This is a genomic window from Legionella taurinensis, assembly GCF_900452865.1.
GTDB lineage: Bacteria > Pseudomonadota > Gammaproteobacteria > Legionellales > Legionellaceae > Legionella_C > Legionella_C taurinensis.
Genome location: NZ_UGOZ01000001.1, coordinates 613,321 through 639,573, shown reverse-complemented (window position 1 = coordinate 639,573; position 26,253 = coordinate 613,321). Strand labels below are relative to the sequence as shown.

Below are 26,253 nucleotides of genomic sequence, written 5' to 3'. Positions count from 1 at the left end.
AGGAGTTTAGCGCGCAAACCCGTTGATTTTGCCAAGCAAGGAAACACAGTTATCACTCAAGACTCGATTCGATGGCCTGCAAGAGATTTTGTAAAAATAAACAGGCCTCGTCCTCACTGAAAAAGTGTGGGTTGAAGGCCAGTCCCATTCGGTCTCCCAATGGACTGCTTCGCACCAGCAGATTCAATTTTTCAGGGTTAGGGTAATTCCAAATGGTGACTTTCCTGTCGCCTTTTTCAAGGAGAGAAGGAATCAGGTAATCGGCTGACTGAAACAGCCGGCTTTCCTGATCCACTTTGTATTGATTGAAAATAAACGGCGGTTGCCGGTAATCCATGGTTTTCATGTCCTCTTCCAAAAACGCCTGCTGGTACTGCTCAATCAATTCAATCACCCTCATCTGGGTTTGCTTTATCTGATTCACCAAATCGAGAGAATCAGGCATGGACAGGACAGCCGGAATATTATCGGCGTAATACCCTATTCGGGTCTGCTGCGCCTTAACAAGACGGTTTGATTTGACGAGACTGATGTAAACCGCTTCCCGTCGGGTAAGGGCAGTCAGCGCCTTACAGAACAGGTGAAGATAAAAGGCATAGCTTGAAAACTGATTTTTCTGGCAGAACGCCAGTATTTTTGCCGTGAGTTCTTTGGGGATTTGCTGATAAACAACACCACTCATAAACTGAGGTTCCTGACACCCCTGCGGCAGCCAATCACCTTCAGAAAGCAGCGCATTGGTTTTGGCAAGGTAACGGGCATAGTCACTTAGATTTTGATGATAGGCCGATTGTTCCTGCTGATACTGGCTTAAATAATCCGCGTCTTTTTCGGCGCGGTCGACTGCCTCATCAGGCGCGTCATACCATCGTTCAAGCTCTTTAAGAAAGAGTTCAGCCCCCACGCCATCACAGACCAGGTGATGCAGCTTGAAAAATAAAATCCTGTTTTCCTGGTCCTTCGGCACTAGCAGACAAGCCTTAAGCAGTGGCGGTTTTTCTGGATCAATCGGTTCAGCTAACAAGCCACCCAAGGTTTCATCAAGGTTCGTGGTGTCAATGCGTTGGATAGACAAGGCCGCCTCGGGGTGAATTTGCCATTGCAGGCCGTGATTCCCCTCGCGGAAAGAGACACGCAAGGCCGGGTTGTTTTGAATGGTTTTTTGCAACGCCTTATTCAATTGAGGAATGTCCACCGAAGCGTCCAGTACTTTGAATAAGGGGATTGAATAGGGTAAGCCATTCGGGTGGTTTTTTAGTAATTGCCACAGGTTGACTTGCAAGGCGGACGCTGGATGACTGCGCCTGTTTTCCACGGCATCCTGGTTAACGGAGCCTGTTTTTTCATGGCTCTGCAAATAAGCCAGCCACTTATCCAGCAAGGCCTGCGCTGTTTCTTTCTTAATTTTATCCGCGCGGTATTTCAACGCGAATTTCAAGTGATTTTCAGCCAGGGACACTTTAAACGATAACAACCGTGGCTCGTCCCCCCATAAATAATTCTGCACATTGCTGGTTTTAAGAATGGTCATGGGCAGGCTGGTTTTAAGATTCAGTTCAATGCCGCGCTGAAAATCAAACGAAATTGTGGGTTTTTCCAATCCGAGCGCCTTTAAAAGCGCCAGACGGAAATACTGCTTGTCTTCCAATGATAAAATCTGCTCCTGCAGTAATTGGCTATGGGTAAAAATACTGGTTTCGCGCCTGGATGTGATGACCACATCGTTGGACGTATCGCCAAAAACCGTGGTGAATTCACCGTCCCCCCGACCGGAAAAAAAGACCACAATACCCAGCTGTTCCTGTTGAAAAGCGGCAAGCAACACCTCAAACAGGTTAGCCAATAAAAAATTACTCATGGACAGATTGTGCTTTTCAATTACCGTTACGCTGCGTTTTATTTTTTCCAGCGGCAGGGATTCAGAGAGGATGCGGGCCTCCATGGGTTCGTTGGTTTCCGTGGCGAGCGGAACGGTTACCGGGATCGCTTTCAGCGTTTGATACCAATGGGTTTTCAACCCCTCATTCAAGGCAGGATAGACCGTATCCCATTGCCAGGCAATGAACTCGCCGTATTGCGGCGGTTTTCCATCAAGCATTTCCCCTTCATAGGCTCGACAGGTTTCATGGATAAATGATGTCACCGTGTAGCCATCTCCGATGAGATGATGAAAATTAAGCAACCATAAATACCGCCCCTCTCCCTGCTTAATGAGTCGGGTCCGGATTAATGGGGCTTTGGCCAAATCAAAAGGCAGGCGGAAAAAAGCGGCCGCGTCCGCTTCATTGGCGGAATCCAACAATTCAAGGTGAAGCTGACAGTCTTCATGAACCTGTTGATGGACCTGTCCTGACACCTCATGAAAACTGCAGCGCAACACATCGTGACGGGCCAGGACCTGAGACAGGGCTTTCTGCAACCTTTCGCTGCATACGGTGGTTTCAATGCGTATGGCAATGGGCAGATGGTAGGCCTCTGGTTCAGGGGATTTTTTGATGAAATTCCATACTTCCTGTTGCTGTAAGGAAAGAGGGACTGTCCTTGCTAAACGGGCTCTGCCCATGGACTGCGCCGGCGAGGCCTGAGCATCCTGCAAGGCCTGATGGATTTTTTCTGCCAACTGCGCAGCGGAGGAGTAAGTAAAAATGTCTTTGGCGGTCAGGCATTTTTTTTGGTATTTTCGATTAAGCTGATGCGCCAGTTGCGCGGCCATAATCGAATCCATGCCCGCTTCAAACCAGTTGTCATGGATCGATAAATCACCGGCGGCCACGCAAAGAATACCTTGCGCCGACTTAAGAATATCCTCTGCCCTGACAACCTTGCCATCGCCCGCTTCGTCACGGCCGACCTCACTGGCCTGAGCCGCCTCGGTAACGGAATCCAGCTCATCCAAGGGTTTTAAAAAATGCCCGACAATCAGTTGCGGACAAGCCAACTGCTGTTTAACAACGGATTGAAGCTCGCTTAAGGTTATGGGCGCGATGCCTCGCTCGGCCAAATAAGCGGTCAGCGCTTTTTCATTCTTTTTAAATAAACCGGTGTTTTTTACCGGACCTAAAATCAACGACTGTGCGGCACGATGCTGATGGCGTCGTAAAGTGACCAACGCTTTTAAATACGCATTGGCAGCAGCATAAAGTGCCTGGCCCTGGTTACCGAATAACGCGCTTAGGGAAGAAATGCAAATGAACGCTTTGAGTGAATAACGGAGGGTGGCCTGATGGAGAAACCAGGCCCCCAGGGCTTTTGCCCTGAGGATGATGCTTATTTCCTCTTCGGTGGTTTTAAGCCATGGCTGGTCAATGGTGGTACCGGCCGCATGAATGATCATGGTCAGGGGAGGACAAGAGACCGGCAGATTTTTCAGCAGGTTTTCCACATCATCGGCCTTGGATACATCACAGCAACAATAATGCAGCTGCAACCCCTGAGCCCTTTTTTGCTGAATAACCACCGACCATTGCGGTTCCGTTTCGCGCCGCCCCACCGCAATCACATGGGTTAAACCAAGCGTTGACAACGCCTCGATGAGCGCTTGGCCAATATCGCCCGAAGCACCGGTAATCAAACACACATCCTCTGCCGAGAGTTTAAACTCAGTCGGCGTCACCGCATTCAGCGGCTTGATTAGTTTCCGCTCGTAGCAGCCGGTTGCACCATAGCGCAATGCCACAGACGGTGTCTGCCTGGCGAAGATGAAATCAAGCCCGGGACAGGCGGTTTCATCGGCTACCTGTAAACAACGCACCGGCCAGGCGGGGTACTCCTGTTTCACGGACTGAAGTAAGGCGCCTAAGGCGGCACCGATCAGCGAGTTGTCCGCAGTTAATAAAAGCAGGGGTTTTTTCGGGTCGTGCGTTACCAATTCCTGCGACAACGCCATCATGAACGCCGTTTCGTCTTCAACGTTACCTTCTTCTTTAAAGCAGAGATAAACAAGGAAGTCAGCCTGCTTCAGACAGGTGGACAACGCACTTCTGGGCGGCACCTCGCCGCGATAAACCAGAATGTGCGCATTGTCACCGTCTGATTTTAAAAAGGTACAGTAGTCATCCAGGCGCTGGTTTTCATTCCACCCTATCAGTAAGACCCTGCTCTGCAAAGCAGGGTGTGGCTCTGGCTGCCAGTCCAGCGTTTGCCAGCCAGGCTCATAAAGGCAGGATTTCCAGGTGTTTTCTGCAGTCTCCCTGTCGGAGTAGCGAGTCCCTTCCGGCAGCCAGTGATGTTTTCCTTTGAAGGGGTATTTAAGGAGTGGCTCGTCAACCAACGTCTGGTGTTTATCCAGAACCGGCCAATGAATGGGAACGCCTTTCAGGTATAAATGGCCCAGGGTAGTCAGCAAGCCTGGCCAGGGCCTTGAACAGTCGGAAACGGCGGCTAAACCAAGCACATCATCCATGCCCTGGAGTTGGGAAACAAGCACCGCTTTAGGACCAATTTCCAAAAAGAGTTGCATGCCTTTGTCACGAAGGGTCTTGAGCCCCCGATGGTATTCCACGGGTTGAAGCATGTGTCGACACCAATAATCCGCATTGATTTCACCCTCTTGCAGTTCAACGCCGGTGACGTTGGATATCACCGGGATTTTGGCAGGCTTGTAATGAATGGCGGCGGCCATTTTGGCAAATTCCTGAGCAACAGGCTGCATCAGGGGTGAATGGAAGGCATGCGAGGTCGCCAGTGTCTTACAGCGTAGATTGTGTTGCTGACAAGCCCGCTGACAGGCGGCTATGGCTTCATGCGTACCGGACACAACCATTTGTTCCGGGCCATTTTTTAAAGCAATCACCAGGTCGTCAATCGGTTTAATTAACGACTCCACAAGCGATTGCTCAGCAAAAACAGCCAGCATGGCCCCATCACCCGGTAATTGAGCAAACAGCATGGCCCGTTGGCAGACCAGCATCAGCGCCTCATCAAGCGACATGATTTCGGCAAAGCAGGCAGCGACATACTCTCCCAAGCTATGGCCCAACAGGCAATGCGGCCGCAAACCCAAAGCCCATAGCCATTGGGCCAGGGCATATTCATAGACAAAAAGCGCCGGTTGTGCGTATTGGGTGTGATTGATATCGACTGACTCCGGGGTCTTCAGCAGCATTTCTTTCAGATCATAAGGCAGCCATTTCTGGGAAAGCAGACAGCAGTGATCAATAATGGCTGCAAACTGGGGGATTGTGGCATACAACGGAGCGGCCACGTCAGGCCGTAAGCAACCCTGGCCGGTAAAGAGCCAGGCCATGGCATGGGACTCCGTAACCTCCCCATCGTACCAGTCGTTGTCCTTTAATTTAGCCAGCCATTGCGCCGTATTGTCTGCCACAATGAACGCACGCTGCGGCAAATGCGCCCGTGCCGTTAAGAGTTGATGGCAGAAGGAGGCGAAATGGATGGTGTCTGCCTGTTGTTGCCCGTAGGCAAGGTAATGGTTCAGGTAGGTCTGTAATGTGTCTTTGTCCTGAGCGCTCACCACCCACAAATGCGTGGAGCGAGTCACTTTTTCAACCTTTGGCGCTGCTTTGGGCGCTTCCCCTAAAATCACGTGGGCATTGGTCCCGCTAAATCCAAATGAACTGACGCCGGCATAACGGCTTTCGACATGCCAGTCGGTCAATTCCCCCGGCACCTTCATGGTGTCCTGCTGATGCAATTTGGGATTAAATTGGTGCAGGTGAAGATGAGCCGGGATTTGCCCCTGTTGAATCGCCAGGGCGGTTTTTATCAGTCCGGCTATTCCGGCCGCTGCTTCGAGGTGGCCAATGCGGGTCTTTAATGACGTGATATAAAGCGGCGTTTTGCGCGTGAGACCATAGGTGCGGCGAATGCCTTCCCACTCAATGGGATCACCCAGTTCGGTGCCTGTGCCATGTGCTTCCACATGGGTAATCTGCTCCGCTTTAAGGTTGGCCCGCTGAAGCGCCGTTTGGATCACTTCCATTTGTGCCTGCAAATTGGGCGCGGTCAAACCATTGCTTGCGCCATCCTGATCCACGGCACTGCCATGAATGACGGCATAAATGGTATTGCCATCACGAAGCGCATCCGAAAGTTTTTTTAAAATAACAATGCCGCACCCTTCACCGCGTACATAACCGTCCGCGCTGATGTCAAACGTAGAACAACGATTTTTTGCTGATAACATGTTGCTTTTACAGAAAATAATGTTGCCTTCCGGCGCTAAAATCAGATTAACGCCCCCGGCGATGGCCAAACGGCAATCGCCGTCCTGTAAGCTGCGGCAGGCCTGATGAACGCTCACCAGCGACGAGGAACAGGCGGTATCGATGGCCATGCAGGGGCCTTGGGTTCCTAAAAAATAAGCCAGACGCCCGGCAGCGGTTGAGAAACTGGTCCCCGTCGCCTGATAAAGGTTTAATTCATCAAGGGGAACCTGTTTGTGAATTAACTGATCGTAATCGTGCGTACTAAGGCCAATGTAAATCCCTGTCCTGGAATGCTTTAGACTGTCAGGAGCAAGTTTCGCGTCCTCCAACGCATGCCAGGTCACTTGAAGCAATAATCGCTGTTGCGGATCAAGGTAAGCCGCTTCCCGGGGAGAAATAGCAAAAAATTTGGCATCGAACTGGTCAATACGGCTTAAGAAACCACCGGCAGAACAATACATGTGGCCTTTTTTCTCCCGATCGGCATCGAAGTACAGACGATTATCCCACCGATCCAGTGGGATGGGGGTGATGTTATCCGTGTTGCCTTTGAGATTTTCCCAGAACGCGGCCACCCCATCGAGGTTGTTGGCGTCCTGTCCGGGGAAAAGACAATGCATGCCGATGAGTGCAATCGGCTCATACGAGGCCGTTTCCTCTTCCTGCACCTCGTGCCTGGCTTTGGCCACAAGCTGCTCACTTAGCTGGCTAATCGTGGGAAACTCCCAGACCAGCCATGGATCCAGAGGCTTTTGCAGGACGGTTTCAAGCTCGCCCACCATGGTGACCAAGGCCACCGAACTCAGGCCGTATTCAGCAAAGGCCCTGTGACTGTCAATTTGTTCCAGGGGAATTTTCATCTGCAGAGAAACCCATTGCTTCAACCAGTGAATCACCTCATTCTCGCCCCGAACCGGATTAAGGGTAATGGTGCTTTGAAGGCTTTCCTGCACGGGATGCAAACGGGCAATGACCTCAAATTCGTCTTGAAGATACGCTTTTTTACAGGCTCGGCGCTGAATTTTACCGCTGCTTGTTTTAAATATTTTTCGTGGGGGGATAAGCACAATGTCGTTGGGAACAACATCCACACTGTCAAATACCGCTTTTTTGATTTGCTGAAGAATGCGCTGATAGACTGCTTCATCAAGATCAGGGGTCACTTCCGCAATAATGACACAGCCTTCAGACTGTTCATTCTCCACGGAAAAAGCCGCCGCACTGTTCATTAATAATGCGGGATCGCATTCATAACAGGCTGCTTCGATGTCCTGAGGATAAATATTACGCCCATTGACGATCAGCAAATCTTTGACGCGGCCGCAAACAACCAGTACGCGATCCTGGGTGACAAACCCCAAATCGCCTGTCCTTAAGAACGGGCCTTCGCGGGTGTCGCTGGTCATCGCGTGGAAGGTTTCGCGGGTTTGCTCCGGATCGTTATAATAGCCTCTCGCCACAGAATCCCCCTGAACCCAGATTTCTCCCACCTGATTTGGGGAAAGGACCTGCCGTGTAGACGGGTCGACTATCCTTAACTGGTATGAATTCGGGATGACCCCGCAGCACACCAGTTCTGTATGTGCTGACTCGGGCTCGCTCTCGGTAACAATCCCCTGTTCCCATGTGCGTTTATCCACTTTAACAAAGCGTTTTTTTCTGGATTCAAACGAGATACAGAGGGTTGTTTCAGCCATACCATAACCCGTCCGCATCGTGTTTTTTGCTAATCCATACGGTGCCAGTAATTGCTCAAAGCGTTTCACGGTTTTGGGTTTAACCGGCTCAGCGCCGTTTACCAGGCAACGCACACTGGAAAAATCCAGGTGAAGAGTGGATGCATCAGTCGCTGCCAGCGCGTCAGCAGCCAAATCGTAGGCAAAATTGGGCGCCATGGTATACGTGCCTTTCTCTTGGCTTAGGGTCGTCAACCAGAAAAGCGGGTTTTTTATAAACGTCAGCGGCGCCATAAACACACTGGTGGAGCCAAGATACAACGGCAGCAGGGTGTTCCCCATGAGCCCCATGTCATGAAAAATGGGGAGCCAGGAGACGCATCGTTTCAATGTTCCTTCACCGACCAAGTCCGTCATGAGGGCGAGATTGGCAACGATATTTCTGTGCGTAACGATAACCCCTTTGGGTGTTCCGGTGGAGCCGGAGGTGTACTGTAAAAAAGCAGTCAAATCGGGACTGACAACGGGTTTTTCGCCCTCAAAATTAACCCGTTTTTCCTGTAAGGTTTCAATGGCAATCACGGTGCTGCTTTGAGGAAAGGCAAATTGATTGAGCTCACAGTAATGTTTAATCTGCTCCGTGGTTAAGACCAGCGACGTATGGGAATTTTCAATGATTTTTAACAGCCGATTTAAATGCCTTAGCTGACGAGGGGGATAGGCCGTGATGGCAATATTTCCAGAGTGTATTACCGCTAAAAAGGAAATGATGTATTCAATGCCTGAATCAAAAATCAATACTATCGATTGCTGGGTTAAAGGCAGGTTTCTTTGCTGCTGAGCTTGAAGTATGGCGTTGGTTAAAGACTCCACCTGTTCAGCAAGTTGAGCGTAAGTCAGCGTCTGGGTGGTTTTATAATCCTCTTTTAGAAATTTTAAGGCTATCTTTTCGGGTTGGGTTTGCGCATAGCGAAGGATTTGATCAAGTAACAAGGTTTCTAACTGATTGGTCATCATTAAAACCAAAACAAGACATAATGTTTAACTATAGAGCATTTTTGTCACAGAAGCTGATTCCATGCGCTTCGGCTGCATGAAGCCTGGTCACAGAATACGCTATAATCAATGCAGGTATCGGCAGAGTCAACGGCTTAGCAAAGCAAGAGAGTAGACATGATTGAGCAACCAGGTGAGAGGCAACCGGTGGCTATTTTTGATTTTGACGGGACCATCACGCGAAAAAGCACCACCGTGCCGTTTCTGCGCTTTGTCTTTGGTCCCTCTGTCTTTACCAAAGCGGCGCGTCAATTGCACGCGTTGCTGTTATATCACCTCAATCGCATGGCGCTTGATGAGTTAAACCACCGCATCGCCCGCTCCTTTTTTACCAACCTCTCCCGCGATTATCTTTTTCAGCAGGGTCAACTGTTCTCGGACACCGTGCTGCCTTCCTTGATAAGGGACAGCGCCTGTCAACGCTTAAACTGGCATAAAAGCCAGGGCCATTATTGCATCCTGGCTACGGCGGCCTACGATTTGTACATGACGCATTGGTCACTCAGTCATGCGTTTAATGCCCTGGTTTCCACAAAAATTGCCTTTGATGGAAACGGGCAGGCCACCGGGGCCCTGGAAGGAAAAAGTTGTAATGGTGAAGAAAAACTGCAACAGGTTCTTCAATTAATCGGTCATGCGCCCCGAACCGTTTATGCATATGGCGACAGCAGCGGGGACAAGGCCATCCTTGATTATGCGACCCATCCTTACTATAAGTACTTTAAATAATCAGCAAGGACCACGTCTTTTATGCTTAAACCGGAGGAACTGACGTTTATAACCCAAGCTTTGGGTTTGCCGCATCCACTCAAAATCATCAAGCCACTCGGCGGCGGCGATGTCAATTCGGCTTATCAGGCAACCTGCGGTTCAACACGTTACGTGGTCAAGACGATTAATAAAGCAAAGTACGTTCAGGATTACGCGGTCGAACTTGAAAAACTGATGGAATCGCTTCGGTTTAGCGAACAGATTGCCTCGCAGTTATCCGGGACAGGGCATGTGATGTCGGCCTATTTCGCGGGAGAGGATTGCCTTGTTCAGACAGCCAATGATTTAATTTTACTCTATCCAGAGCTTGATGCCGTGGTGCGCGAAAATCAGGACCTGTCGAGCAGCCATGTGCAGCAGATGGCTGCGTTTCTCGCTCACCTGCATCAGACGTCCTTGCAGTTTAATGAGGCCTTGGCGCAGGAAAAATTTACCGTCTACAAGCAGATTGGTGAAAAAATTATAACCCTTTCGCTGTGGGATAAACTGTCGTCATGTACTCATCCCTCTTATTTTTTCCCCAAAATCAATGCCCTCTCGACTTACCTCGTAACCCACAGAGATCGGTTACTGAATGCCCTGAGCGCGCTCAAAGGCACCGTCCTTTGTCATAATGATTTAAAACCTAAAAACGTGCTTTGGGAAAACGGCCATTTTTGGGTGGTCGACTGGGAAACGGCGGGCCTGTTTGACCCAACGGCTGATTACCTCGATACGTTGCTCGCCTGGTGCACGGTTTATGATAATCGCAGCGTGTCACTGGATACAACGAAATTGCAGGCATTCATGGAAACCTACCCTCTTCCCACAGAAAACCCGTTGTCTGAAAGCCTCTCCGTTGTTTTAATCAAATGGTATTTCTGGCTCGCCTTCTGCCTGAAGAAGTTGTTGACAAATCCCCGAAAATTCAAGACTAACCTGTGGCATATTCGCTACTCCATTCGCTTTATTTGTTTTTTGATGGATGGGGCGGTTATTTCCAGGATAGAAACACAGGGCAATCCCAAGGCTTGTAACCCAGACTAGAGGAAGAACACTTGATTGGTTTAGACTCTGTCAAGCAGACAATGGCCGTTGTCTTCCATGATAAGTTTCATGTTTTGAAACCCTTTGACCTTTATACTTATCACAATCTGATCATCCACTAACGACATGCGGTCAGTGAAAAGATAAGTAGACAAGGGTGTGTCTAATCGAGCACCAACTACTTTTGTACCGTGTATGATTAATGATTTTCCATCTTGAGACCATTGCAATTGTTTATGATCGAAATAAGTGACTTGCGGGCGTGTATTACTTTCCGAATATAAGCTATCCCCCACGATAAATAGTTTATTGCCAAATTTGATGTATTCGGCTGTATTTTTAATAATAACGGTTTCTTCCGTTTCATAATCATTGAATGCGCACTTGCCTTTCCAGGTACCTGAAAAATCGATGAACGTCGTTTGTTTGGATTGACCAACAGCAACTCCTGACGCTTTACTTTTAACTTTAACGGGGTGGATAGGTGTAAATGCAAAGGACGAATGGATCATACTACCAACTAATAAAACAATGCTTACCCCTTTTTTTGTGTTCATTGGAATCCCCGTTCGTCAATTGTTCGAGCTTATAGCAAAAGGAGGGTTGGGACCAGTGTGTGTAGGAAAATAGATGGGAGTATGGATTCGAAATCATTGTGGTGAATGATTATTATTAAAGGTTCTACTAAATGCCGCAAAAAACGGGTTAAAGAGTAATAATGCCGGCTTTATAAAATAATGTTGTACAGATTAACCTACATAAATAATCTGAATCTTGCAGCTAACAGTCGTTCTTAACGAGCGCCACCACCTTCACAGGATGCTTAAGACGATAATCATTCGGGTGTAATAAATAAGTGTCTTTACCCCAGACAGCCTCAAGAAGATAGATATGCCAATTTTCCTTACTGTCCAATAAACCTGATGCCAGTTGCGTTTTGAGTAATTGGCAGGCTTCTGCAATAGAACAAGTTACTTCCCCACCCCCATAGGAACCATCATTTTCTAAAAACGAGGGTGGTATTGCAGGCGGTACTTCCGAAGCGGGGATTGCTCCCAGTTTTGAAACCACAGCATGGCTCTCAAACGCTTCGTCGTAAGCGCCAATGGTATAAACCTGACTGCAATCACCCGCCCAGGCATTGAAAGACATTAAACCCATCGTTACTATTTGAAATAAAAAAAATTTCATTGTTATACCCAATAAAATGCAGCCCTCAATGGACTCTGTTGAGCGATAGTATGGAAAAATTTACCTAATTGCCAATTTAACGGACTACTGCAATCGCCTCTTTACCTGAATGATCATTCTCAGGATTAGCCGTGATTCGTTGCTCATCAAAGCCAAAATCCTTACAGATGTTTCTCACCAATGCGCGGGAGGCCGTTTCACGTGTTTTGAAAAAAAACCCAGTCAAGGTATTGGTTTGTCGGTTAACTGACTCTTGGTGCTCCAGATACCACTGCCGTAAGTCGTTTTCAGTAAACGTATCGGCCTTAAGGATTAATGCCTTAAGATCAGACATGGCGTGCCGTTTAAGCTGAGCCACTTTCTTGTTGATAAAACAGACGCGAAATCCAGTTAATGTCTCCGATTTAATTTTAAAGTCCAGGATTTTTCCTTTCGCGGCCAAAGCAGCATCATGTTTTAAAGGAATGCTGTTGTTATAGATTTTATAAAACTGCGCTTTGATGTCTTTCTCTGGAATACGGGGCGAAATGGCCTGGGCAGCCGTTGTGAACAGGGCTAATAACGCGTCTTTTGATAAAGGGCAGGTTCGCGCACCTGTTTTATCCTGTTGACATAAAACAGTAAAATCGTCACTCAGCTTGTTCAGTCGAAGAATGATCACTTCATTCTTTTCAAGTAACTTCTCTATTTCATCCATTAGCTCACTGAAATAGGGGTATACCACACTCGTTAATGTGTAATTGCTTTGAAGCGCCTCGCGCAGAGTAGAAAGAGCAGTGGCATTTTCAGCGGTTAAACGGCTGAAATTGATTTCGCTGGGGTTACCGCAAAGGGCCAAGGCCAGATTGAGTTGCTCTCCATTACCGGAATGCGCGGCAGCGATTAAGAAAGTATCCCGAGCATTCTTATCCATCAATAATGCCTCAAGGTGATTTTTTTTAATCCATCGCAATACCTTAGGGTTGCCCGAATGTGCGGCATAATGCGCGATAGTCCAGCCCGCCTTGTCAATTGTGTTCAATAAGGCAGGCTTATTGTCTTTAATCCATTGCAACACCACAAGGTTGCCTGACAGGGCGGCATAATGCGCGGCGCCTCTTTTCTCTGCATCAAATTGATAAAAAAGAGTGGGCCTTTGCGCCAGAACCTGATTCAATCGCTGGAGATCGCCAGACAAAACAGCGTAATGCGCCATGTTCAAATCATAACTGTCTTTTCGATCGACATTTTTATACGTTGCTTCATCACCAAGAATCGCCAATAATTGCCATGTTTCCCCAATCCAGGAGATGCGGAAAAATTTTAATTTGTTAAACAGCACCTGGCATTGATCATTAGTCAGCGCGGGAGGGATTAAATTCCGTTTAATGCCGTTTTGGATGAGCTTTTCTCTGTAATCAATAGTGTCTGGGGGCATGGCTGTCTCAATTGATTTTGCGCAGAATTATAACATAAAGAAATCCATATATGCACTTTGAATAGCATGGTATCATTTATGCAAAAGAACGACCAAGGGTTAAAAATGTAGGAGTACCTCATGAACTTGATTGTACTCTCAGCAACATCCCAGCCTACTGTTTGCAAATTGGAAAGAAGCAGCGCTTTTGTAAATGCCAAAGGTAAAAAACCCAAACCACTTCAATTAAATCTCTGCGCATAAATTGTTTGTCCTGAATACCGGCCAGTGACATGCGGCGGGGATCGTCGCAACTTCCGTTTCAAGCGTATAAGCTCTACTGCGACACGTGCCGTCGCTCGGCAATCAGGGGGTAGCAGGTTTTTAAGTTACGGCAGGCCATCCGGTGAAGTATAACTTCCTCAAGTTCTCTGCCAGTCACTTCAACAATTGATCGTTAATTAAGCATCTTACTGGTAGTTCTAGACAATAATACTTCCTGAATTATTGAAATGAACACCCAAAAAATTCGAATATTAATTTTATTTAATAAAAATTTATTGTTTTTCGATAATTAATCACTTATATTCTCCGCGTCATCGATGATAAATTATATTTCTATAAACTAAAGAGGTCGAAATGAAATTAAGAAAATTAAGTGTTTTAGCTTGTGGTTTAATAGGTATAACCATGGGCGTTCATGCTAATGAGGTACTATTTACTGCAAATCAGCCAATGAAAATTATATTTCGCATTGCTCATCTAAATCATAACAGTCAGCCTGTTCTTGGTGAGCCTCAATTGATGGAGATCAATAAAAACACTACTGTCCCAATTGATATGAATAATTATGATTTAGCTGGAGTAGTTATTCTGTCAGTAAATGGCCATGAGTTACCCTTATCCGCGAATCAATTCAATCAACCAAAGCAATGCTCAATGACGACAGATAAAACAAAAGCTACTGGCGCATTAGCGTTTTCGTTATCAGCGCATGAAATGAGCTGTCGTTCTTATGGTGGCGTGTTTGGGTAAGCAATGGGCACATAATGTGCCCAGTTTTAGTTAACTGAGGAGATCAAGATGGAAAAAATTCAACGAATAAGTTTATTTTTCAGAGTGTTATTTCAAGTGTTATTTATTGCTTTACCTCTATTTTTAATTACAGCATGGGTCAAATCGTCAGGAACTCTTGTGATCATGGGTGGGGCTATTAATCTCAATTATATTCCCGCTGCTTATGCTAATAGTATTTTACATACACTGAGTGGCTCAGAGAAATTCTTGGGTTTATGCCTTAGCAGTATTCCAATGTTTGTTCAATTATACATTTTATTTGCGTTAATCAATTTATTTAAGTTATACGAAAAAGGCGAAATCTTCTCCATTAATAATGTTCGCTCTATTCGGAATATCGGATATGCCTTATTAATAACACAAATCATTGATCCCATCTATCAAGGGGCGATGGGCTTTGTCTTAACAAGATATAACCCGTCAGGGCATCGTTTTGCGGCGATAACTTTAGATCAAACAAACATTGGAGTGGTATTAATAGCACTGATTGTAATTCTAATTTCCTGGATTATGGTAGAAGGATGTAAATTACGCGAAGAACAACAGCTGACTGTATAAGGAAACACCCATGCCTATTATAGTAAATTTAGATGTCATGTTAGCTAAACGAAAAATTCGCTCAAAAGAACTTTCAGAAGCAATTGGCATTACGGAACAAAATTTATCAATATTAAAAACCGGTAAGGCTAAGGCAATTCGTTTATCAACTCTGGATGCAATTTGTAATTATTTATCTTGCCAACCAGGAGATATTTTGGAATATACAACAGATTGTACTGAATAGAAGTTGATGGTCGGGACGGAAGGATTTGAACCTTCGACCACTAGCACCCCATTCTTAAAAAGACCCTTTTCAAATGGTTTCAATTGATATCAAAAAACATCATTAACTTATTGTTATTTAATAATTTTTACTATCTGTTATACTTCAAAAAATATCAAACGACTTCATGTGAGAACTCACGAAAGTACACCTAGAAGTACACCTATTTTTTGCAAGGTGCAATGATGGAAAGACAATTTACAGACGCTTATATTCGATCACTAAAACCAATATCTGCTCGCTATGAAGAATTCAGAGATGGCGGTTTTGGTATTCGAGTCACCCCCAACGGGCTAAAGACATTTCTATACCGTTATAAAATCAACGGCCAAAGGCATTCATTACCATAGGTCACTACCCTGCTATGAGTTTATCGGAAGCGAAGAAACGTTTTATCGATTTAAGTGACATACGCCATGGCGAGGTAAATCCCAAAGAACAGATCGCAGAACAAAAACAGAAAGATCAAAGCACAGTGAAAAATCTGATACTCCACTGGTACGCCAACTACATTGAAAAACACCGTGCTCAGCCTCTGCAAATCTGGCAGCATATAAAAGTAGACATCATTCCCCTATTGGGCAATAAAAAACTCGAGCATTTAAAAACTCGTGAGATAACTCAAGCCCTCGATAAGATTGTAGGTCGCGGCTCCCCTGTTCATGCAAACAAAGTACTAAGCACACTAAAACAAGCCTTTAACTACGCAGTAAGCCGAGGCGAAATGCTGCTTAACCCTGCCATGACCATACGTGCCAGAGACATAGGTGGCATAGAAAAACCCAGAGAACGCTATTTAACTCTCGATGAAGTAAAAACACTATGGCAATTCCTCGACAGCGAAGAACACGGAACCTCCTTCCAGATCCGAGCAGCCCTGAAAATTATCCTACTAACAGGTGTAAGAACAGGAGAAATACGAGTAGCAAAATGGTCAGAATTCGATTTTGAAAACTCCTTATGGACTATTCCAGCCGAAAATACTAAAACCAACATAGTCATGAGAATTCACCTAACAGAATTGACTAAAAAGGTATTGCGAGAACTCAAAGCACACAGCAATTCGGAATACGTCATCAGGCGCAGACGACCAAAGTATTTTATCCGACCGAGCTATGCCAAGAGCCGTAATCAGAATACAATCACGAGTCGGCATCCCGCACTGGACAGCACATGATTTAAGACGAACCTTTGCAACTCAGCTTGGAGAGACTTTGCATGTTGATCCGGTGGTGATTGAGAAATGTCTAGGGCATAAGATGCCTAAAATAATGGCCACCTATAATAAGAATGAAATGCCGCCTCAAAGAAAAGAAGCATTGGAAAGGTGGAGCCAACAAATTCAATCCTTATCTCACGACAATTCAGACGTAGCCTGGATGAAACAACGTGAAATCCAGGAACCCATGAGCGCAGCGAATTCATTCTAATAAGCATCTATTCATAGATTAATAGCAATGCCCAAGGATGGAGATAATTTGTCCCTACCCTTGGTTAATGAACATAATTGAGTAGTAAGCAACTGTTTCCAAATTGGAAAGAGTTCAATATTAAATCATTATTCGAAGATAGAACTACAAAAAATGCACATGTTCCATAATGGAACATGTGATATTTATATACAATCAGCTACAATCTTTGATAAATTTTAAATCAAATCTTGTAAACTAAGTTTACAAAAACTATAATAACAATATGGAATAGAAGTAATGGTTACAAAACCTTCTAAAAAAACAGGCCAAGAGCTTTTTGCTTTGATTGAGCAGAAAATTAAAGACAGAAATTATATCTTTGTAAAGCATGCAAAAGAGAGGCAACAACAAAGAAATATTTCAGATCTTGATGTGCTCAATATTTTAGAGGGTAAACCAGGCTATGATAGAAAAAGAAACAAGAGCAAGGATTCTTATGAATCCAACTACATACATGAAAAACCGCAGGATTGGAAATACTGTATTGAAGGTAAAGATATAGATGGGAAAAAAACAAGAATTATTCTTACATTTACTGATGATCTAATGCCCATTATTACAGTGATCAATTTAAGCGAGGAGGAAACACCATGAAAACTAAAATTGAACCCACATTCCTTTACGAAGGACTTGGTTTTCCTATTGAATTAGAAAATGTAACAATGATTAACATCAATGACGAATGGCATCCCAAAATTGATGTCCGCTACGTTGCTGATGAAATTATAAAAAAATTAGCTATCCAAGAAGAAAGATTAACGGGCAATCAAGTTAAATTCATTCGCTCCTATTTTTCCATGCCTCTACGTGAATTTGGTGAAACCGTGGTTCATGAATCGCACACAGCTGTCAGCAAATGGGAAAAATGTGAAGATGAAATAACTAATATGAATGAAAACACCGAACAAGTATTACGACTCTATATTATCGAACAAACTCAAACCAAGACCAAAGCTGATCAAAAGAATTTTTATTCAAACTTTAGAAAAAGCAGAGAGTTTGTAAAGGCTAAAGGTAAAAAACCCAAACCACTTCAATTAAAACTCTGCGCATAAATTGTTTGCACTAACCACCAGTCGGTGACATTTTGTCACCGACTGGTGCTAGCAATAATGATCAAAATTGACCTGACAAACACTTCTGAAAAACCGGCAACTGTTAGATCAAATTTGAACTACTACAAGACATAAGCGCATATCAAATTAATCCTTGTTAAGAGGCGTTAATAAAAACTAAAATGAGTCTCCAATCTCATAATAAGTTTTTCTGTTTGCTGAACTCTATTATGACAAAAAGGAATTATGCTATTGAAAGATTGGGCATGTAAAAATTTTATGACAAAATAGTAAAAGTAAACGGGCAAAGATAAGGATAGGAATCACATGAACGATATCAAGTCATTTAAAATAAAAAAAGTAATCCTTCTTAAAATGATTTTTGCAGCAATTTTTTCCTGCCTGATGCTCAATGCCTATGCCGGCATGCAATCCTATCACATCCAATACCATAAGGATTCCAAAATAAACAATGTGTCCTTATCCAATACTGAAGTATTAATAGAGTTCCACCGTGGTGGCAATTCACTAGGAAGACTCCTGACCAAAACGAATGAGGCTCAAGACATCACCATCGACAACACTTATGGGAACAATTTGGTTATTCACGTACTATTCATCGATAAAGAGGGAAAAAGAATACGATGTTGGGGGGTATCTACTGCTAAAATAAATATCATTGAGATTCAGTGTGATAAAGTGGTTTCATTGAAAAAAGTAAAGGGAAACACCGAAGTGACTACTGATTCAACTCATTAAACCACTAATAGCTCTGGTTAACAAGTATTGACATAGACAGCCACATCGCAGGACACTTATACATTCCGTTATAAGGAAATAAACAAAAATGACCAATAAAATTCGTGGTAAAGTTAAATGGTTTAATAAAGACAAGGGATTCGGTTTTATTGAAAGCAGTGGCAAAGACTACTTTGTCCACTTTAGTTCGATTCAAAGTGACGGCTTCAAAATACTTCCCGATGGGGCAACCGTTCTTTTTAAAATGAGAAAAGGACAGAAAGGACTTGAGGCCGAGGAAGTAGAAATTATCAAATAAATGGCAACCATTAGGCCTAGGCAAGACCCGTTCTGATGACAATAACACTTATTTTTACTGCATGAAACCATCAAGGAGGAGAGAAGTGAATCAACGAGTTGCTTTAGTCACAGGGGGCACTGGCGGTATTGGTACCGCCATATGCCAAGAAATGCAAAAGTTAGATTATCAAGTCATTGCCTGTTATTTCAAACAGGGCAATCATGACTTAGCGAAAGAGTGGCAGAAAAAACAAGCCATGCAAGGCTTTGATATCGACATTATCTACGCCGATATTTCTTCCTTCAATGATTGTGAGAAAGTGACTGAATTGGTCATCGAAAAATACGGTACAATCGATATTCTAGTGAACAATGCCGGTGTTACAAACGATGCCACTTTGAAAAAGATGACACAAGAACAATGGCAGGATGTCATCAATGCCAATTTAAATAGTGTTTTTAATATGACAAAAACCGTGTTATCCAACATGTTGGATAATAGTTACGGACGTATCATCACCATTTCTTCTGTTAATGGACGCAAAGGTCAATTCGGTCAGTGCAATTACGCCGCCACAAAAGCCGCATTATACGGTTTTACCAAAAGTCTGGCACAAGAAGTCGCAAAGAAAGGAATCACGGTGAATACCGTCTCCCCTGGCTATATTAATACCGAGATGCTCGCCTCTCTGAGGGACGATATTTTAGAAGCGATTGTTGCTCAAATTCCTGTAGGACGATTAGGTAAACCTCAGGAAATTGCTCGTGTTGTTGCTTTCCTTGCGGATGAGCAAAGTGGTTTTATTACTGGTGCTAATTTCGATGTTAATGGTGGGCAATACATGTAACTCACTCAAAAGTCCATTAGCGTTTTTATTTTAAGCCTTGATAAGATAGCCGCTATCCACTTAGAGGATTTGCCTAGTAATGGATGCGGCTTTATCGGATACTAAGAAAGAAACCACCTTACCGATGTCCTCAATGGTAACCAGTTGATGTAAAGGGGCTTCGATAATGGCCTTATCCACCAACTTATCAAAATCGGTTAATCCCGATGCCGCACGAGTATTGATTGGTCCAGATGAAACAGAGTTTTATTTCTGAAGCACATAAGTTCCTGGTGCTGCCAGCAGTGACAGATTCATGACAGGTGGCGGAATGCGTTTTTTAGTGTTCTGCCGTACTAACCACTCATGCCATTCTTGCCACCAGGAGCCCTCTCGCTTCTTTGCCATTGCAAGCCAACTCTCAGGATTTAAGTACGCCTCGCCTTGTTTCTGCTCATGAACACGATAAGAGCGTCCTGGGTGACCCGGCTCACTGATGATGCCCGCATTATGTCCACCATTAGTCAAAACAAAGGTCACATCTCCTTCTGTCATCAAATGGATTTTATAGACGGATTGCCAAGGGGCTACATGGTCTTTTTCAGTGCTCACTGCAAAAACAGGCCACTCGATGTTCTCACAAGCCACCGGCTTTCCTTCCACTGTATAACGCCCTTCGGCAAAATCATTCTTTAAGAAGAGTTTTTCAAGGTATTCACTGTGCATTTTATAAGGCATCCGTGTGGCATCCGCATTCCAAGCTGTTAAATCAATCATCCCTCGCCGCATTCCATGCATGTAATCTTGGACCATTTTGGACCATATTAAGTCGTAAGCGCGTAACATCTGAAAAGAACCCGCCATTTGCTTAGTATCCAGATATCCCTGTTCCCTCATCATACTTTTAAGAAAATCCACTTGACTTTCAGTCACAAAAAGCATTAATTCCCCCGCCTCGGTAAAATCCCCTTGGGCCGCTAAGAGCGTGAGGCTGTTCAAACGTTCGTCCTTGTCTCTTCCCATGGCAGCCGCCGTAATCATGGCTAAGGTGCCACCTAAACAATAACCCATCAGATTGATTTTTGTTTCTGGCAAAAGCGTTGATACCGCATCAATGGCTGCCATTGCGCCTTGCCGATAATAATCGTCCATTCCCAAATCACAGTCTTCTTTATCAGGATTGCGCCAAGAGATGATAAATACAGTGTGTCCCTGCCTTACAAGCCATTTCACTAAGGAGTTATGCGGTGATAAATCCAAAATATAATATTTCATAATCCAGGCAGGTAGGATGAGTATTGGCTCTTTATATACCGTCTTGGTTTGGGCTTCGTATTGAATCAATTCCATCAAATGATTTTGGAACACCACTCGTCCTGGGGTAATGGCCACGTGTTGGCCTGGGATAAAATGTTCAGAGCCTTTAGGCGGTGTGCCCGTTAACTTTTCTAACCAATCCTCGAATGCGATTTGACTGCCTTGGATAAGATTAAATCCCCCAGTGCGCATGGCTTCATGGAATAAATCAGGATTAGACCAAACAAAATTGGAAGGTGACAGGGCATCAAGACATTGGCGTGCCCAAAACGAAACAGTACGTTCCACCGGGTTGGGCAATCCTGGCACGTCCGTTGTGGCACGTCGCCACCAATCTTCCATTTGCAAAAACCCTTCGGCGAATAAACGCCAAGGCATGGGCTGCCAACTGTCTTTTTTAAAACGCACGTCGTTACCATCCGCTGCCCGCTCAACACAAACGATATTATTAATGCAATCCTTGGCATGAAAAACCGGATAAAAAGCAAGTTCCCATAAGACCCCGGGGGATTGGGCTAATTGCCAAAACCAGGTGGAATAGGAAGAGCCAATGGCAGCAGGACTTATTCCTGCTGTCCATTTAGCCAAGTTGGCTTGCACCAATCGAGTAAAAAACGGAAAAAGGCTATCAGAAGTGTTCGCGTCAGTCGGAACACAACAAGAAAAATCCACCTCTTCTTGCAAGTCTTGGCTCTGAGTGAGGCTCCTTTCCTTAGGACAGCATTGTTTTTCAAGTCCCTTCATGGCCAACATCCCTAGCATTACGCCCTATAATCAATAAGATATAATACAGCATAGCACAAGATTAACCCATCAATTCCGTGCAGTATAAGACCAACGGTTGACTGCAATCACAGTAAAGCGAGACTTATTAACTCACTTGATCTATTTTGGACTCAATCACTCACTATTTTTGTAACCCAATTGGTGTTGCTTTTCGATAGGAATGAAACGACACGAAACTACAGTCCTTTGCAATTCCTTCCCTCGATAAATTGTGTCATTTGTCCCACTGTTAACGGTTTACTGCTGTAATAGCCTTGCACTTCCAAACAGTGACTTGACCGTAAAAAATTGAGTTGCTCTTCTGTTTCGACACCACCCACAACGACATTCAATCCTAACTCTTTCGACAAAGCAATCGTCGATTTGATAATTAAGTTATCATTCTCTCTGAGATGCGCATCTTCAATTAAAGCTTGCTTCAGTTTGATGGATTGGACGGGTGAATTTTTTAAGTGCGATAAAAAAGAATACCCTGAGCCAAAATTATCAAAAGCAAGTTTTATCCCCATATTGCGAAGCGCACTTAATGTCTCTTCAATTTTTCCCAAAAAATTGACCACCGTTGCTTCCGTAATTTCAAGCTCTAACCAATCAGATGGCATTTGATATTCCTGTAAAATGTGCTTAACAGAGGAAATAAACGCTTTGTGTTGAAATTGATGAAGCGAAATATTAATCGCCAAGGTACAATTGAAAGGAGCGTATCTCTTTTTCCAATCCACATACTGCCTGCACGCTGTTTGTAAGACCCATTCACCAATTGGAATAATCAAGTTAAAATGCTCTGCAACAGAGATGAACTCATCAGGAAAAACAACACCCCGCTTTGGATGTTGCCAACGTAATAAGACCTCCATCCCAACCATAGAATTCGTTTTTAAATCAACCCGGGGCTGATAAACGAGAAAAAATTCTTGTCGCTCTAAGGCAAGATGCAACTCAGTTCCTATTCCCAAGCGTTTTGAATATTGTTTTCTAAGGGACGGTGTGAAGAGTTGACAATTATTGCGGCCACATTCTTTGGCGTTGTATAAAGCAATATCGGCATTCTTACGGAGGGTTATTGCCTCATCACCAGCATCAGGAAAGCAAGCAATTCCTATACTGATTCCAATCATCACGGTATGGCCTTTAATAAGGAATGGCTTACCCATCTTTTGAATCATATTATTGGCAACTAATTTTGCCTGTTGTGGATTATTAATTTCGGTCAAAATAACAGCAAACTCATCTCCTCCCAATCGAGCCACACAATCTTCTTCACGAATACTAGAGCAGAGACGCTTCGCTACTTCACGCAATAGACCATCACCGACATCATGACCGAAGCGATCATTCACATTTTTAAAAAAATCCAAATCGATGCTTAACAGAGCCAGATGACGGCTATATCTTTTTGACCTGGCAATCTCGCGTTTTAAATCCAGTTCAAACTGCAATCGATTGGGTAATCGGCTTAATACATCAAAATGAGCTAATTTTGATAATTTTTTTTGTACTCTCTCTAGGTCTTTTAGCGTTTTTACCAGTTCGGAATTCTTTTTTTCCAAATCCTGGTTGAGTAAATAAAGTTCCCTTGTCTTATTTTCCAACAATAATTCAGCTTCCTCGCGAGCTTTTCTTTCGCGATAATAAGAGCGCTCAAATAATGCTTTTTTACCATCACTCAAAGGTAATCTCCAAACGACAATGATCATCTTTTTTTAACATGCAGTGAGTCTGATTAATGGTAATGTTCTTTTTAAAATGTTGAGCTGCTCCCTGGATGAGACCCATTGCAAAATGACAGAGTCTTCTATGCGATCGATACAACATAATCAGTTGGTTTGCAGCAGGCTCTTCATAGCTAATGGTAGGTAATTTTTCATCCGGGTATAGCTTTTCTACTTCCACATGAATTGTTCCATCAATACTTTTTAAAAATTCTTTTAATGTCATGTCCTTTTTTAAAAAAATTGAGTACTTACTTGATAAGATAGGAAACATGTATTCACCAAAGGATTCTAAAAGAACTGAAGCTCGCTGATTTGTCCTCTTCGCTATGGCCTGAATTAATTGCTGAAGCTCTGTATCAGAGTAAGTACCACCTGCTGTATAACTACCGCCACTAGGAAGTTCCAGTGAGGTGACTAATTCATCCCATAGTTCTATCCCAAATTTTTCTATAATCATGTCATTTAATGAGGTAAAAACGATGCCCTTCATCTATGGTCTCCAACATAAAACAGATTTTTAAATCCCTTTTAATTAAGTAGCATATCATTTCTCAATACTATAATTTGTTTATGTTAACCTGAGTGATTAAAGCAAAAAATAGTATTTCATTTATAAACATGAATTTCTCGTGAGTTCGATCAATTAAACTAAAGAACTCCATGTTACTTAATTCTCAGTAACTCTTCATTGAATCAGGTATTATGTTCTTCTTCTCATCGTATCAATATAGTCCAAATAGAGATTATTTAAAGTTAAAAATCAACAAAATAGGATTCTATTTTTACCATTTCTTAACCGCCGCCCAAAAAATGATAGACATACCGTGTGGCCATATATGAAGCATAGCACATATGCTTTTTGAATGAAAAAACAAACCGACTTAATTTTACTAGGCAAGCAAATTCGCAAAATCAGAAAAGAAAAAGGTTTTTCTCAAGAGGGTTTTGCCAATTTCATTGAAATGAATCGAGGATACTACGGAACTGTGGAACGTGGCGAAGCCAATATGACCATTATAAATCTTCTAAAAATTCTTAAAGGTTTGGATGTCACACCCAATGAGTTATTTCCGCCCTCAACTTATGTGAACTTGGAGAAGAAAATAACTAAAAACTCAGCCAAATCATGAGTAAGGGGCTAATCTAATACTAAATTTTTTATAAATTACTTCCCATGACCGAATGAAACATAAACAATTCATACTAGGCCTATTAGAAAACATTATAAGCATTATCAAGCCATGGCTCCGTCGACCCCAGGTATTCACGTGACAGTGTGAGATCGGCGGTTCTTACTTTATCAAGGCTGTCTATAGCCTCCCACTCAGTCAAGGCTTTAAGCTTGGCATTTGCCGGCCCCAGTGCCCCTCCTGGCCCGCCCGCACCCAGTCCAGTATTCGCATCGTATCGAATTAATGCAAAATCAACTCCGAGGCCAGAAGAATCAGAAATAACTAATGGAAACCACAGCTCATTTTTATGCGTTTGAAGATTATAGAATGTGAGCTCCCGCGGCAAATTATCTTCATTAAACGTAGGTGTTGGTTTAAAAGAGCGGTCTTTCCGACAATATTCATTAGCCACATGGACTGGAACATCGCGCTGCGCTATACCCACTTGCATCCAAGCCGCATCCAGAGCCGCCCAATTGTTCGTGCTGTACCAATTATCATAACCATCGATATAATTTCTTAGTGCCTTTTTGAGTGGTGTAAAGTCAAAATGCTTTGAACCCTTAACCTCAACTCCATTCTGCGTATACGTTAATCCATTCTTTTCTATTGCCTTGCAGCGTTTGAGCATGTCCGCTTTGGTATCGGCGTCCATATGTTGTTCCAGCATCCGACACATGTGAGTATCCTTTGCCCAATAGGCGTATTCGTAAGCAGAAATAGCTTCGAATGCTCTACCCGAATAATCGGTGACTGTACCCGTGCGAAGTAACACATCTTGTTTTTTTTCCTCCGAGTTCACTACTGTAAATACTTGCTCTGCTTTATCCTGCTTTCCATACACCACGTGTTGGAGGAATGTAGCGAATATTCTGTTCGGTTGGAATAGGGAATAGGCTCTCTCGTCTGTAAGTGCCAGAGCCTTCATTTCTTGCTCATTTTCTATATAAGTGCCAGTTTCTTTGAAGATGTCGTTAGGTAATGTATCGAAATAGCGAGGTTGTTTGAGCTTGATTAAATCAAGCACTATTGTGGGCAGGCCCTTAAGCATTGAGAGCTGGTTTATCAGCTCAAGCTGCTTAGTACTCGATAGCTCGTTAAACTCCAAAAAAGCCTTCTTCAGATCAGGTGGCAATACAAGCTCTCCTTTGTCGATGAGTGCAACAGCCTGTGCATGTAACCATATAACCTTTTCATTTGGTGTTGTTTCTTTATTTGTGGACTCGTTCATGGCTGCTTCCTGGTAAGGTAATTTAGAGTAATTAATATTCATTATAAACAAAATATAATGCAGTAGTACATTTATTGTTATTTATCGTTAAGTAAACATTAGCGTGATAGAGGTGTCACTTAGTGCTTTAAATTATCTCATAGCCGGTTTTGAAAAATCGCTAAAGCTCAGTAAGTGGCTCCCACGAAAATTAAGAGGCACGCTTAATCCTATCGTTGAATACTAATCCATTGAGAATGGCCCGACGTACACACCAGGCCTTAGAGGATTGACTGGATAACCCGTTAAATCAGTCCCAGTGTAGGGCTTCATTAATTCCAATAATTGGCCTTTATTACATTGCGTGTTATCAAACCAGAGCGCTTGCTTTTCTTCATTAAAATCACAGGCATCCGATGATGCACGGGTTTCATGAAATGATTCGCATCAGTCGTTATTAAACAGCAGGAATGGATAA

The 26,253-nt window shown here is 43.8% G+C and carries 20 protein-coding genes and 2 pseudogenes; 12 read left to right on the top strand and 10 right to left on the bottom strand.

What is annotated here, in order from left to right:
- Window positions 1-52 precede the first annotated feature (52 nt).
- Window positions 53-8,860: a type I polyketide synthase gene (locus DYE45_RS02995; RefSeq protein WP_256594872.1), complete on the bottom strand. Its 8,808-nt coding sequence runs from the start codon at window positions 8,858-8,860 to the stop codon at window positions 53-55.
- 156 nt (window positions 8,861-9,016) lie between these two features.
- Here DYE45_RS02995 and DYE45_RS02990 point away from each other — a divergent pair, with 156 nt between their 5' ends.
- Both DYE45_RS02990 and DYE45_RS02985 read left to right on the top strand, forming a co-directional pair.
- On the top strand, window positions 9,017-9,628 hold the full coding sequence (locus tag DYE45_RS02990; protein ID WP_108294535.1) for an HAD-IB family hydrolase: 612 nt from the start codon (window positions 9,017-9,019) through the stop codon (window positions 9,626-9,628).
- Between the two features lie 21 nt (window positions 9,629-9,649).
- Window positions 9,650-10,696 (top strand): aminoglycoside phosphotransferase family protein, encoded by a 1,047-nt coding sequence (locus DYE45_RS02985; protein ID WP_108294533.1) that lies wholly within the window; start codon window positions 9,650-9,652, stop codon window positions 10,694-10,696.
- Between the two features lie 20 nt (window positions 10,697-10,716).
- Here DYE45_RS02985 and DYE45_RS02980 read toward each other — a convergent pair whose 3' ends face one another.
- From DYE45_RS02980 to DYE45_RS02970, 3 genes are all read right to left on the bottom strand, one after another.
- The gene (locus DYE45_RS02980; protein WP_108294531.1) at window positions 10,717-11,253 is read right to left on the bottom strand and encodes a hypothetical protein; all 537 of its coding nucleotides are present in this window, start codon (window positions 11,251-11,253) and stop codon (window positions 10,717-10,719) included.
- 223 nt (window positions 11,254-11,476) lie between these two features.
- Window positions 11,477-11,857, bottom strand: a complete 381-nt coding sequence (locus tag DYE45_RS02975; RefSeq protein ID WP_165481699.1) for a DVU_2496 family lipoprotein — start codon at window positions 11,855-11,857, stop codon at window positions 11,477-11,479.
- Window positions 11,858-11,963: 106 nt separating this feature from the next.
- Entirely contained in the window at window positions 11,964-13,304 is a 1,341-nt protein-coding gene (locus DYE45_RS02970; protein WP_115300446.1) for an ankyrin repeat domain-containing protein, read from the bottom strand.
- A gap of 618 nt (window positions 13,305-13,922) precedes the next feature.
- On the opposite strand from DYE45_RS02970, the gene DYE45_RS02965 reads away from it, so the two are divergent.
- The 9 genes and pseudogenes from DYE45_RS02965 (at window position 13,923) to phbB (ending at window position 19,596) form a co-directional block, all read left to right on the top strand.
- The gene (locus tag DYE45_RS02965) at window positions 13,923-14,318 is read left to right on the top strand and encodes a hypothetical protein (protein ID WP_115300445.1); all 396 of its coding nucleotides are present in this window, start codon (window positions 13,923-13,925) and stop codon (window positions 14,316-14,318) included.
- A gap of 48 nt (window positions 14,319-14,366) precedes the next feature.
- Complete coding sequence (locus DYE45_RS02960; RefSeq protein WP_115300444.1) at window positions 14,367-14,918, top strand: DUF2975 domain-containing protein; 552 nt, start codon at window positions 14,367-14,369, stop codon at window positions 14,916-14,918.
- Window positions 14,919-14,928: 10 nt separating this feature from the next.
- Complete coding sequence (locus DYE45_RS02955; RefSeq protein ID WP_115300443.1) at window positions 14,929-15,144, top strand: helix-turn-helix domain-containing protein; 216 nt, start codon at window positions 14,929-14,931, stop codon at window positions 15,142-15,144.
- Window positions 15,145-15,368: 224 nt separating this feature from the next.
- Window positions 15,369-16,613 (top strand): annotated as a pseudogene (locus DYE45_RS14865) (tyrosine-type recombinase/integrase).
- Window positions 16,614-16,892: 279 nt separating this feature from the next.
- The gene (locus tag DYE45_RS02940) at window positions 16,893-17,249 is read left to right on the top strand and encodes a DUF4258 domain-containing protein (protein WP_115300441.1); all 357 of its coding nucleotides are present in this window, start codon (window positions 16,893-16,895) and stop codon (window positions 17,247-17,249) included.
- Window positions 17,246-17,710: a hypothetical protein gene (locus DYE45_RS02935; RefSeq protein ID WP_115300440.1), complete on the top strand. Its 465-nt coding sequence runs from the start codon at window positions 17,246-17,248 to the stop codon at window positions 17,708-17,710. Before DYE45_RS02940 ends, DYE45_RS02935 begins: the two co-directional genes overlap by 4 nt.
- A 327-nt stretch (window positions 17,711-18,037) precedes the next feature.
- Window positions 18,038-18,469, top strand: a complete 432-nt coding sequence (locus DYE45_RS02930) for a hypothetical protein (RefSeq protein WP_115300439.1) — start codon at window positions 18,038-18,040, stop codon at window positions 18,467-18,469.
- A gap of 88 nt (window positions 18,470-18,557) precedes the next feature.
- Complete coding sequence (locus DYE45_RS02925) at window positions 18,558-18,767, top strand: cold-shock protein (protein WP_115300438.1); 210 nt, start codon at window positions 18,558-18,560, stop codon at window positions 18,765-18,767.
- Between the two features lie 85 nt (window positions 18,768-18,852).
- Entirely contained in the window at window positions 18,853-19,596 is a 744-nt protein-coding gene (gene phbB / locus DYE45_RS02920; protein WP_165481698.1) for an acetoacetyl-CoA reductase, read from the top strand.
- A gap of 60 nt (window positions 19,597-19,656) precedes the next feature.
- Here the strand turns inward: phbB and DYE45_RS02915 are convergent.
- The 4 genes and pseudogenes from DYE45_RS02915 to DYE45_RS02900 all read right to left on the bottom strand — a co-directional run.
- Window positions 19,657-19,830, bottom strand: a pseudogene (locus DYE45_RS02915) (SDR family oxidoreductase); the annotation flags it as partial.
- A gap of 12 nt (window positions 19,831-19,842) precedes the next feature.
- Window positions 19,843-21,636, bottom strand: coding sequence for a PHA/PHB synthase family protein (locus DYE45_RS02910; RefSeq protein WP_165481697.1), 1,794 nt, complete (start codon window positions 21,634-21,636; stop codon window positions 19,843-19,845).
- Window positions 21,637-21,854: 218 nt separating this feature from the next.
- Entirely contained in the window at window positions 21,855-23,375 is a 1,521-nt protein-coding gene (locus DYE45_RS02905) for a putative bifunctional diguanylate cyclase/phosphodiesterase (RefSeq protein WP_115300434.1), read from the bottom strand.
- On the bottom strand, window positions 23,341-23,883 hold the full coding sequence (locus DYE45_RS02900; RefSeq protein ID WP_115300433.1) for a heme NO-binding domain-containing protein: 543 nt from the start codon (window positions 23,881-23,883) through the stop codon (window positions 23,341-23,343). Before DYE45_RS02900 ends, DYE45_RS02905 begins: the two co-directional genes overlap by 35 nt.
- Window positions 23,884-24,256: 373 nt before the next feature.
- Here DYE45_RS02900 and DYE45_RS02895 point away from each other — a divergent pair, with 373 nt between their 5' ends.
- Complete coding sequence (locus DYE45_RS02895) at window positions 24,257-24,523, top strand: helix-turn-helix domain-containing protein (RefSeq protein ID WP_115300432.1); 267 nt, start codon at window positions 24,257-24,259, stop codon at window positions 24,521-24,523.
- A gap of 82 nt (window positions 24,524-24,605) precedes the next feature.
- On the opposite strand, the gene DYE45_RS02890 is transcribed toward DYE45_RS02895, so the two are convergent.
- Window positions 24,606-25,796, bottom strand: coding sequence for a Dot/Icm T4SS effector CpeA-related protein (locus DYE45_RS02890; protein ID WP_115300431.1), 1,191 nt, complete (start codon window positions 25,794-25,796; stop codon window positions 24,606-24,608).
- A gap of 311 nt (window positions 25,797-26,107) precedes the next feature.
- On the bottom strand, window positions 26,108-26,233 hold the full coding sequence (locus DYE45_RS14860) for an SOS response-associated peptidase (RefSeq protein WP_242602711.1): 126 nt from the start codon (window positions 26,231-26,233) through the stop codon (window positions 26,108-26,110).
- Window positions 26,234-26,253: the final 20 nt, after the last annotated feature.

Excerpts from the sequence above, each read along its gene's own strand:
- DYE45_RS02995 (WP_256594872.1), bottom strand. The coding sequence starts at position 8,860 with ATGATGACCAATCAGTTAGAAACCTTGTTACTTGATCAAATCCTTCGC.
- DYE45_RS02990 (WP_108294535.1), top strand. The coding sequence starts at position 9,017 with ATGATTGAGCAACCAGGTGAGAGGCAACCGGTGGCTATTTTTGATTTT.
- DYE45_RS02985 (WP_108294533.1), top strand. The coding sequence starts at position 9,650 with ATGCTTAAACCGGAGGAACTGACGTTTATAACCCAAGCTTTGGGTTTG.
- DYE45_RS02980 (WP_108294531.1), bottom strand. The coding sequence starts at position 11,253 with ATGAACACAAAAAAAGGGGTAAGCATTGTTTTATTAGTTGGTAGTATG.
- DYE45_RS02975 (WP_165481699.1), bottom strand. The coding sequence starts at position 11,857 with ATGGGTTTAATGTCTTTCAATGCCTGGGCGGGTGATTGCAGTCAGGTT.
- DYE45_RS02970 (WP_115300446.1), bottom strand. The coding sequence starts at position 13,304 with ATGCCCCCAGACACTATTGATTACAGAGAAAAGCTCATCCAAAACGGC.
- DYE45_RS02965 (WP_115300445.1), top strand. The coding sequence starts at position 13,923 with ATGAAATTAAGAAAATTAAGTGTTTTAGCTTGTGGTTTAATAGGTATA.
- DYE45_RS02960 (WP_115300444.1), top strand. The coding sequence starts at position 14,367 with ATGGAAAAAATTCAACGAATAAGTTTATTTTTCAGAGTGTTATTTCAA.
- DYE45_RS02955 (WP_115300443.1), top strand. The coding sequence starts at position 14,929 with ATGCCTATTATAGTAAATTTAGATGTCATGTTAGCTAAACGAAAAATT.
- DYE45_RS02940 (WP_115300441.1), top strand. The coding sequence starts at position 16,893 with ATGGTTACAAAACCTTCTAAAAAAACAGGCCAAGAGCTTTTTGCTTTG.
- DYE45_RS02935 (WP_115300440.1), top strand. The coding sequence starts at position 17,246 with ATGAAAACTAAAATTGAACCCACATTCCTTTACGAAGGACTTGGTTTT.
- DYE45_RS02930 (WP_115300439.1), top strand. The coding sequence starts at position 18,038 with ATGAACGATATCAAGTCATTTAAAATAAAAAAAGTAATCCTTCTTAAA.
- DYE45_RS02925 (WP_115300438.1), top strand. The coding sequence starts at position 18,558 with ATGACCAATAAAATTCGTGGTAAAGTTAAATGGTTTAATAAAGACAAG.
- DYE45_RS02910 (WP_165481697.1), bottom strand. The coding sequence starts at position 21,636 with ATGAAGGGACTTGAAAAACAATGCTGTCCTAAGGAAAGGAGCCTCACT.
- DYE45_RS02905 (WP_115300434.1), bottom strand. The coding sequence starts at position 23,375 with ATGATCATTGTCGTTTGGAGATTACCTTTGAGTGATGGTAAAAAAGCA.
- DYE45_RS02900 (WP_115300433.1), bottom strand. The coding sequence starts at position 23,883 with ATGAAGGGCATCGTTTTTACCTCATTAAATGACATGATTATAGAAAAA.
- DYE45_RS02895 (WP_115300432.1), top strand. The coding sequence starts at position 24,257 with ATGAAAAAACAAACCGACTTAATTTTACTAGGCAAGCAAATTCGCAAA.
- DYE45_RS02890 (WP_115300431.1), bottom strand. The coding sequence starts at position 25,796 with ATGAACGAGTCCACAAATAAAGAAACAACACCAAATGAAAAGGTTATA.